The sequence below is a fragment of the Mycobacterium sp. genome (genome assembly GCF_032161845.1).
Taxonomy (GTDB): domain Bacteria; phylum Actinomycetota; class Actinomycetes; order Mycobacteriales; family Mycobacteriaceae; genus Mycobacterium.
On the sequence record NZ_JAVRQA010000474.1, the window covers coordinates 1 to 6,831 of the forward strand.

General features: G+C 66.6%; 7 protein-coding genes and 2 pseudogenes. 6 read left to right on the forward strand and 3 right to left on the reverse strand.

All coding sequences use genetic code 11. The annotated features are described in order from the left end of the window. The 3 genes and pseudogenes from QOD90_RS25710 to QOD90_RS25720 form a co-directional block, all read left to right on the forward strand. Positions 1-366, forward strand: a pseudogene (locus tag QOD90_RS25710) (type 1 glutamine amidotransferase domain-containing protein); the annotation flags it as partial. A gap of 10 nt (positions 367-376) precedes the next feature. Continuing rightward, a complete protein-coding gene (locus tag QOD90_RS25715; RefSeq protein WP_526354402.1) occupies positions 377-736 on the forward strand; it encodes a DUF1622 domain-containing protein in 360 nt (119 codons plus the stop codon). 45 nt (positions 737-781) lie between these two features. Continuing rightward, positions 782-2,080: an HNH endonuclease signature motif containing protein gene (locus QOD90_RS25720; RefSeq protein ID WP_526354404.1), complete on the forward strand. Its 1,299-nt coding sequence runs from the start codon at positions 782-784 to the stop codon at positions 2,078-2,080. A 13-nt stretch (positions 2,081-2,093) separates the two neighbouring features. Here QOD90_RS25720 and QOD90_RS25725 read toward each other — a convergent pair whose 3' ends face one another. Beyond that, positions 2,094-2,885 (reverse strand): SDR family oxidoreductase, encoded by a 792-nt coding sequence (locus QOD90_RS25725; protein ID WP_526354406.1) that lies wholly within the window; start codon positions 2,883-2,885, stop codon positions 2,094-2,096. Between the two features lie 100 nt (positions 2,886-2,985). Between QOD90_RS25725 and QOD90_RS25730 the strand changes: the two genes are divergently transcribed. Together QOD90_RS25730 and QOD90_RS25735 are read left to right on the forward strand one after the other, a co-directional pair. Beyond that, positions 2,986-4,224 carry a thiolase family protein gene (locus tag QOD90_RS25730; protein WP_526354408.1) on the forward strand — a complete coding sequence of 413 codons (1,239 nt, stop codon included), beginning with the start codon at positions 2,986-2,988 and terminating at the stop codon, positions 4,222-4,224. An 18-nt stretch (positions 4,225-4,242) separates the two neighbouring features. Further along, positions 4,243-4,572, forward strand: coding sequence for a hypothetical protein (locus tag QOD90_RS25735; protein WP_526354410.1), 330 nt, complete (start codon positions 4,243-4,245; stop codon positions 4,570-4,572). Positions 4,573-4,574: 2 nt separating this feature from the next. Here QOD90_RS25735 and QOD90_RS25740 read toward each other — a convergent pair whose 3' ends face one another. Then, the gene (locus QOD90_RS25740; protein WP_526354412.1) at positions 4,575-5,255 is read right to left on the reverse strand and encodes a sensor domain-containing protein; all 681 of its coding nucleotides are present in this window, start codon (positions 5,253-5,255) and stop codon (positions 4,575-4,577) included. A 3-nt stretch (positions 5,256-5,258) separates the two neighbouring features. Beyond that, positions 5,259-5,642: an Rv2240c family protein gene (locus QOD90_RS25745; protein ID WP_526354414.1), complete on the reverse strand. Its 384-nt coding sequence runs from the start codon at positions 5,640-5,642 to the stop codon at positions 5,259-5,261. 479 nt (positions 5,643-6,121) lie between these two features. On the opposite strand from QOD90_RS25745, the pseudogene QOD90_RS25750 reads away from it, so the two are divergent. After that, a pseudogene (locus tag QOD90_RS25750) lies at positions 6,122-6,802 on the forward strand (MspA family porin). Positions 6,803-6,831: the final 29 nt, after the last annotated feature.

Here is a 6,831-nt window from a genome sequence, read left to right on the forward strand (position 1 = left end):
CTCTACGGGCGCAAGACCACCGCGCTGACGTGGGCCCTGGAGAGCCGGGCTTGGCGGCTCGCCCGGCTGACGCGATTCTGGGATCCCGACTACTACCGGACCTACTCCGAGCGGCCCGGCGACCCAGTCGGCCACATGTCCGTGCAAGCCGAAGTCACTCGCGCACTGGCGCACCCCGACGACTTCCGCGACGTACAAAGGGGTTCCGTGGACTGGCGGGCCAGGAGCTCGGGGATGACGCGCGACTCCGCGACCAACCCGCGGCCCGCGTTCGTCGTCGACGACGGCGCCTATGTCTCGGCCCGCTGGCCAGGCGACACGCATACGTTTGCCGCAACCGTCTCGGCGAGACTGCCTGGCGGCTAACGTCGGTGTCGTGGGCTTCATCGAGAGCGTCGAGCTCGTCGGCAAGGTCATCGATGGCGTCGGCGTGGCGATCATCGCGATCGGTGCCGTCGTGGCCGGGGGGATCGCCGTCGGGCGACTCTTCCGAAAATCGGCTGATACGTACCGCTTCTTCCGCGAGACGCTCGGCCGGACGATCCTGCTCGGCCTGGAATTCCTGGTCGCCGCCGACATCATTCGCACCGTGGCAGTCACGCCGAACGCGCAGAGCGTCGCCGTCCTCGCGGGCATCGTGGCGATCCGGACATTCCTCAGCTTCTCCCTCGAACTCGAGATCACCGGGATGTGGCCGTGGCAGAAGAAGCCTCGCGCGACGGGTGAGGCCGCCTAACCTGGCTGTCCGAAATTTGTCGTACCCCGGTGCTTCGATGGTGTCATGTCTTCGACCGCAGCGTCTTTGGTGACTGAGCTCAGTCCCAAGGAGCGTCTGGAGGTGTTGTTCGGGGAGATGGAGGAGTTGGCCGGGCAGCGCAACGCGATTGACAGCCGGTTGGTGGAAATCGTCTCCGAGATCGACGGCGACGGGATCTGGGGCGCCACCGGCGCTCGGTCGGTCCCGGCGCTGGTGGCCTGGAAGTTGGGCACCGCTCCACGGACCGCTGAGACCATCGTCGCGGTCGCCCGTCGGCTCGAGGAGTTTCCCCGCTGCGCGGCCGCGATGCGGGAGGGTCAACTGTCGTTGGATCAGGTCGGGGTGATCGCCGAGCGGGCCGCCGACGGTTCCGACGAGCACTACGCCCAGCTGGCATCGGTGGCCACGGTGACCCAGTTGCGGACCGCGATCAAGCTGGCGCCGCGACCCGACCCCGATCCGAAGCCGGACGTGGAGCGGTCTATCAGCAGGACCGTCGGCGAGGGGTATACGACGTGGCGGATTCGGCTGCCGCGGGTGGAGGCGGCGAAGTTCGACGCTGCCCTGCAGTCGCATCGCGATGGTCTGATCGCGGCGTGGAAACGCGACCACGGGGAGCACGACGACGTCGACCACGACGGCTTTCACCACGGCGACGGTGACGGCGACGAGGGCTCACCTGTTCAGGTGCCGCCATTCCCGAACACCGTCGATGCGTTCACGAGCCTGGTCGAGGCCGGCTGGGACGCCGAGGCGGCGCGGCGCCCACACGGCCAGCACACCACCGTGGTCGTGCACCTCGACGTCGACCAGCCCGCCGCCGAGCTGCATCTGGGTCCGCTGCTCTCACCCGGCGACCGCCAATACCTGCTCTGTGATGCCACCTGTGAGGCCTGGTTCGAACGCGAGGGCCAGGTCATCGGGTCCGGGCGGGTCACCCGCACCATCAGCCGCCGACTCCGTCGGGCACTGGAGCACCGCGACCGCTGCTGCGTGGTCCCCGGGTGCGGGGCCACCCGCGGGTTGCACGCCCACCACATCCGGCACTGGGAGGACGGCGGACCCACCGAACTGGTCAACCTCGTGTTGGTGTGTCCCTTCCATCACCGCCTGCATCATCGCGGTGGCATCACGATCACCGGAGACGCCCAACACCTCCTGATCACCGACACTGACGGCGAACCACTCAACCCGGGAGCCCTGGCACGCCCACCCACCCAACCCCGGCCCGCGGTCAAACCGTGCCGCGGTCCCCTTGGGGAACGCGCCGACTGGTGGTGGTACGACCCCTTCCAACCACAACCACCACCCTCGGAGAACTAGGGGTGCGGGTCGCCTACGCGGTGGTCGCGATGCCACCGTCGACTGGGATGATCGTCCCCGTCAGATACGAACCCGCCCGGCTCGCGAGGAACACTGCGATGCCGGCCATGTCGTCGTCTCTTCCGATGCGACGAAGCGGCGCGGAGGCGGCGATCGCGTCACCGAACGTGTCGAGCGTCGCCGCCATCATCTTCGACGGGAACGGCCCTGGCGCCACCGCATTCACCGTGACATGCTGCGGCCCCAACTCCTTCGCGAGCACCCTCGTCAGTTGGTGCAGTGCCGCCTTGCTGCTGGCGTACGAATAGATGGGCAGCGGGCTGACGCGGAGTCCGTCGATGCTGCCGACGTTGATGATGCGGGCGGGGTCATCGGCGGTGCCCGCCTGACTCAGCGCTGGCAGCAGGGCTTGCACTAGCCAGAACGGGGATTTGAGGTTGAGGTCGATCACCTTGTCCCACGCGGCATCCGGGAACGTCTCCAACGGTTCACCCCACGTCGCGCCCGCGTTGTTGACGAGGATGTCGAGACCATCGGAGTCGGCGGTGACGAGGTTGGCGAGCCGTAGACATTCGTCGTGGGTGGATAGGTCGGCGGGGATGGCCCGGACATCACCGAACGCCGACAGCTGCTCCTGAGCGGCAGCGCACGCATCAGCCTTGCGCGAGCTGACCACCACGCGGGCGCCGGCCTGCAACAGGCCGCGCGCCATCATCATGCCGATGCCCCTGGTGCCGCCGGTCACCAGGGCATACTTGCCGGTCAAGTCGAAAAGGTTTGCATGCGTGGTGGATTGGCTGTCCATTGATCGCCTTCCGTCGTCGTTGAGGAAACGATACGTTGACACCGTTGCCGGAACGATCCAGGCTAATCGAACCCTTCGGTCGACGGAACGGCGGAGCACGATGACTGACGCATTCATCCTCGGCGGCGTGCGGACGCCGTTCGCGCGCTACGGAAGCTCGTTGTCGCACATCCGCACGGACGACCTGCTCGGGATGACCATGAAGGGCGCCTGTGAGCGGGTGGGTGTCGAACTGGGCGCGGTCGAGGACATCGTCGCCGGCTGTGTGAACCCGGCCCACGAGGGCATGGGCGACGTGGGCAGGTGGGCGGCACTCGCGGCGGGATTCCCCGACAGCGTCGCCGGGGCGACGATCAACCGATTCTGCGGCTCGTCGCTGAGCGCCACGATCAACATCAGCCACGCCATCATGGCGGGAGACCTCGGAGTCGGCATCGCCTGCGGCGTCGAGTCGATGTCCCGTTCCGGCTGGGCGCTGATGAAGGGGGATGCCGCCTTCAGCCCCCGCGGACCCGTCTTCATGCTGGACACCATGTGGGCGGGTGCCGGGGGCCCACCCAACCCGGCACTCCTGGCGCGCAACGCCTACATCGGGATGATCGAGACTGCCCAGAATGTCGCCGATCGGTATGGGCTGACACGTGAGGAGATCGACGCGTTCGCGTTGCGGTCACAGCGAAATGCCAAGGCGGCCCGCGACTCCGGCCGGCTGGCCAAGGAGATCATGCCGGTGACGATCCCGGCGACGAGGAAGACTCCGGAGGTCGTGTTCTCCGACGACGAGTTCATCCGCGACGATACGACGGCCGAGTCGTTGGCCAAGCTCCCCGCCCAACCGGGGACCACCCAGATGACCGCGGCCAACTCGACGCCACTGACCGACGGCGCCAGCGCAATCGTGATCGCCTCGGGGGATCGTGCCGCCGAGCTCGGCGCCGAACCCCTTGCCCGCGTGGTGTCCTCGGCGGTGTACGGCATCGACCCGCTCGTCATGGGGCTGGCGCCGGCGTGGGCGATCCCGCTCGCGATCAGCCGGGCCGGCCTGAAGCCAGAGCAGATCGATGTGTGGGAAGTGCACGAGGCGTTCAGCGCTCAGGCGCTCGGTGTCCTTCGCGAGCTCCCGAATCAGTTGGGCGGCTTCGTCGTTCCCGATGAGAAGTTGACACCCAATGGCGGGGCTGTCGCCATCGGGCATCCGTTCGGCGCGACCGGGACGCGTTACGTCCTGACACTTGCCACCGAACTGCGCGAGCGCAACGCCCGCTACGGGGTCATCGGCGTTTGCATCGGCTCGGGCCAAGGAGTGGCCATCGTGCTGGAGAATCCGAACGCGGCGTAGCGGGCGTACCGTCAAGGCATGATCCGTCCGCTCCGCTACGTCGCGCTGGCCGCTGCCGCCTTGGGCGTCTGCGCGGCCGTTTGCGCCCCTGTCGCCGGGGCCGACCCGTCGGCCGCCAACGGTCCGGCCAGCGCCGTCATCGACGATCTGAAGGCGCGGGGTTACAACGTTCAGATCAACTGGGTCAACGGATTTGACACGAAACCGCTCTCGGAGTGCCGGGTCACGGGCGTCAATGATCCGGGCGATGCGCCGCCCACCGACGGCAGTTTCACCACCGTGTACGTCGACGTCGCCTGCCCGAACGGAGACGACGGCGGCTTCAGCTTCGGGGCGGGCATCGGCTAGCGCTACCGAGGCAGCTTGGCCTCGATCGCGTCGGACACGGCGGCCGCCTTCGTCACCGTCGAGACGTCTCGGGTGCACGCCTGAACGTCGATGATCACGTTGTCGTCCACCGCCAGCACACGCTGGCAGGAGTCGACTCCGTTGGCGCTGCCCCTGGTGAAGGGGATAGCCAGTTGGCTGTCGGTCTTGGTCAGCTCACCGCTTCGCCACTTGGGTAGTGGCTGGTCGTTGAGGGTGATGTTCACGTTGTGATTGGTGCACTTGGCCCAACGATCCGCTGACTGGCCGAAGAAGTCGTGTGCGGCCTCGGTCGATGGGTAATTGACCACCGACTGCACGACGAGGCTGTGCCAATTTTCCGTATCCGGTGACCGCAGCAGTTCCTGGCGCAGTGCGATCCAGCCGTCCTTGCCGTACACGCCGGCTTCGTTGACCTGCCAGATTCCCAGGCAGTTGAGGTTGGGCAACAGGTTGCGGTGATCGCTCATCGCCTCGACGCGAGGGTGCGCGGTCATCCCGGTGGTCCCCATGACCGAGTCGACCTCGGCAGGGCTGAGAAGGACCTTGTCGAGCACGCTGGCAGGGACCAGTTCTGGCGGGGCGGACGCCTGGCCGCCCCCGCTCGAGCACGCCGTCAACGTCAAGGCGAGCGCGAATGCCCCTGGGAGGAAACGCTTCACCACGGGTCAGGCATGCGTGCCCGCCGCTGCACAGGCCTGCTGAGCGTTGGTGGCGTCGGTGTTCATCTCCGTCGCCGTGGTGTTCAGGCTCTCGCCGGGGATGTGTAAGCCCATCTTGAAGAGCAGTTTCGTGGCGTCCACCGACCAGGATCGCATCGGATCGCCCACCTGCGGGTCGAGTCCGGGTGTGTTCGCGGCATCCATGGCCACGCCCGCGGCCTGACGCAAGGCGGTTCGACCGACTTCGTTGCTGCTCTGCACGGCGGGGTCGTTGTAGTCCGAGCCCTCGAACGAGTCGGAGAACTCCCCGTAGTACGTCGAAGCGCCGTCGAGCGCCTGGGCGAAGTTGCCGCAGGCCACGACGGCAGCAGGCTGGGCGTTGTCAGACATCGGTACGGCGTTGACTTGAATTGCTGGGTCTTGTGGTGCGTCATCGTCGGCGAATGCCGTTGGAATGGAGGCGAATCCCATCCCGAGCGAGATCAAGGACGCAGCTGCCGCTCGCGCCAAGACGCGGGATGAACTCAAGGTTTCCTCCAAAGCTATTGGTGTCGCAGTCGAACCACGGCGTTGGCACCATCTGGCCACCACCGTCGGTCAGTTAGGTGTCCAGTTGGTGAACGACTGGCCAACGTCCGACATCCAACGGCGATCGATCGGATGTCCTCGGACTGTGAGCTTGCCGAAAGCGTGGACTTCGCTGCACATCAATGGTTCTGGTGCTTGCCACGGTCGCACCCACTGGATGGGAACGAGGTGTGATTTGTTGGTCGGCCGTTCACCACCCGGTAACCCTGCCATTGGATGCTCCGTCGCGACAGATCCGTTATCTGCTGGAGATTTAGACCACGAGAGGCGCCGATTCACTCATGTTGAACCGTTTTGCGACGCTGGCAGCTGTTTGCATTGCAATCCCGGTCGGAATGGCGCCCGTGGCGCTGGCCGACCCCCCGCCGCCGGACCCAGCGGTCCAGCCGGTGGCCGTACCCGGCCCTCCCGTCGACACCGGTGCCGTGCCCTCGGCCGCGCCCGGCATCCTCGACACCCCGGACGGTTGGCACCTGCAGGTCGTCGGCAGCAACGAGACCCAGTTGCCCGTCGCGCCGTTGACCACCGCCATCTCGTCGCGCGAGTACCTGATCTCGGGCACCTTCACCGGCACCATCACCGGTGGCGGCAAGACGAAGCTGACCGGCGGCTCGATGGAGGCCGGCGAGCAGATCGGTTGCGGCATCATCTCCGACGAGGCGGAGATCAACCCCGGCGCGAGCATTCAGCCGGGTATCGGCTTTCCCGCCGGTTAGCCCACACTGCAGGCTGGCATCAGCCTGCAGGGCAAGGTGTACCTCAAGCCGGGCACCGTCACCACGGTGGCGCTGGACAAGAAGTCCTTCAAGGGAACCACGACCCGCATCACCCTCACCGGTGTGCGCGTCAAGACCGATCAGTGCGCCGGTCAGTCGTTCATCCGGTCCTACGCCACGCTGACGAGCTCGACCGACAACACCGACGACGTCATCACCTACCTCGGCGTCACCAAGTCCGTCTAACCCCAGTCGACCTCGAACGAGAGAACACA

Excerpts from the sequence above, each read along its gene's own strand:
- QOD90_RS25720 (WP_526354404.1), top strand. The coding sequence starts at position 782 with ATGTCTTCGACCGCAGCGTCTTTGGTGACTGAGCTCAGTCCCAAGGAG.
- QOD90_RS25725 (WP_526354406.1), bottom strand. The coding sequence starts at position 2,885 with ATGGACAGCCAATCCACCACGCATGCAAACCTTTTCGACTTGACCGGC.
- QOD90_RS25730 (WP_526354408.1), top strand. The coding sequence starts at position 2,986 with ATGACTGACGCATTCATCCTCGGCGGCGTGCGGACGCCGTTCGCGCGC.
- QOD90_RS25735 (WP_526354410.1), top strand. The coding sequence starts at position 4,243 with ATGATCCGTCCGCTCCGCTACGTCGCGCTGGCCGCTGCCGCCTTGGGC.
- QOD90_RS25745 (WP_526354414.1), bottom strand. The coding sequence starts at position 5,642 with ATGTCTGACAACGCCCAGCCTGCTGCCGTCGTGGCCTGCGGCAACTTC.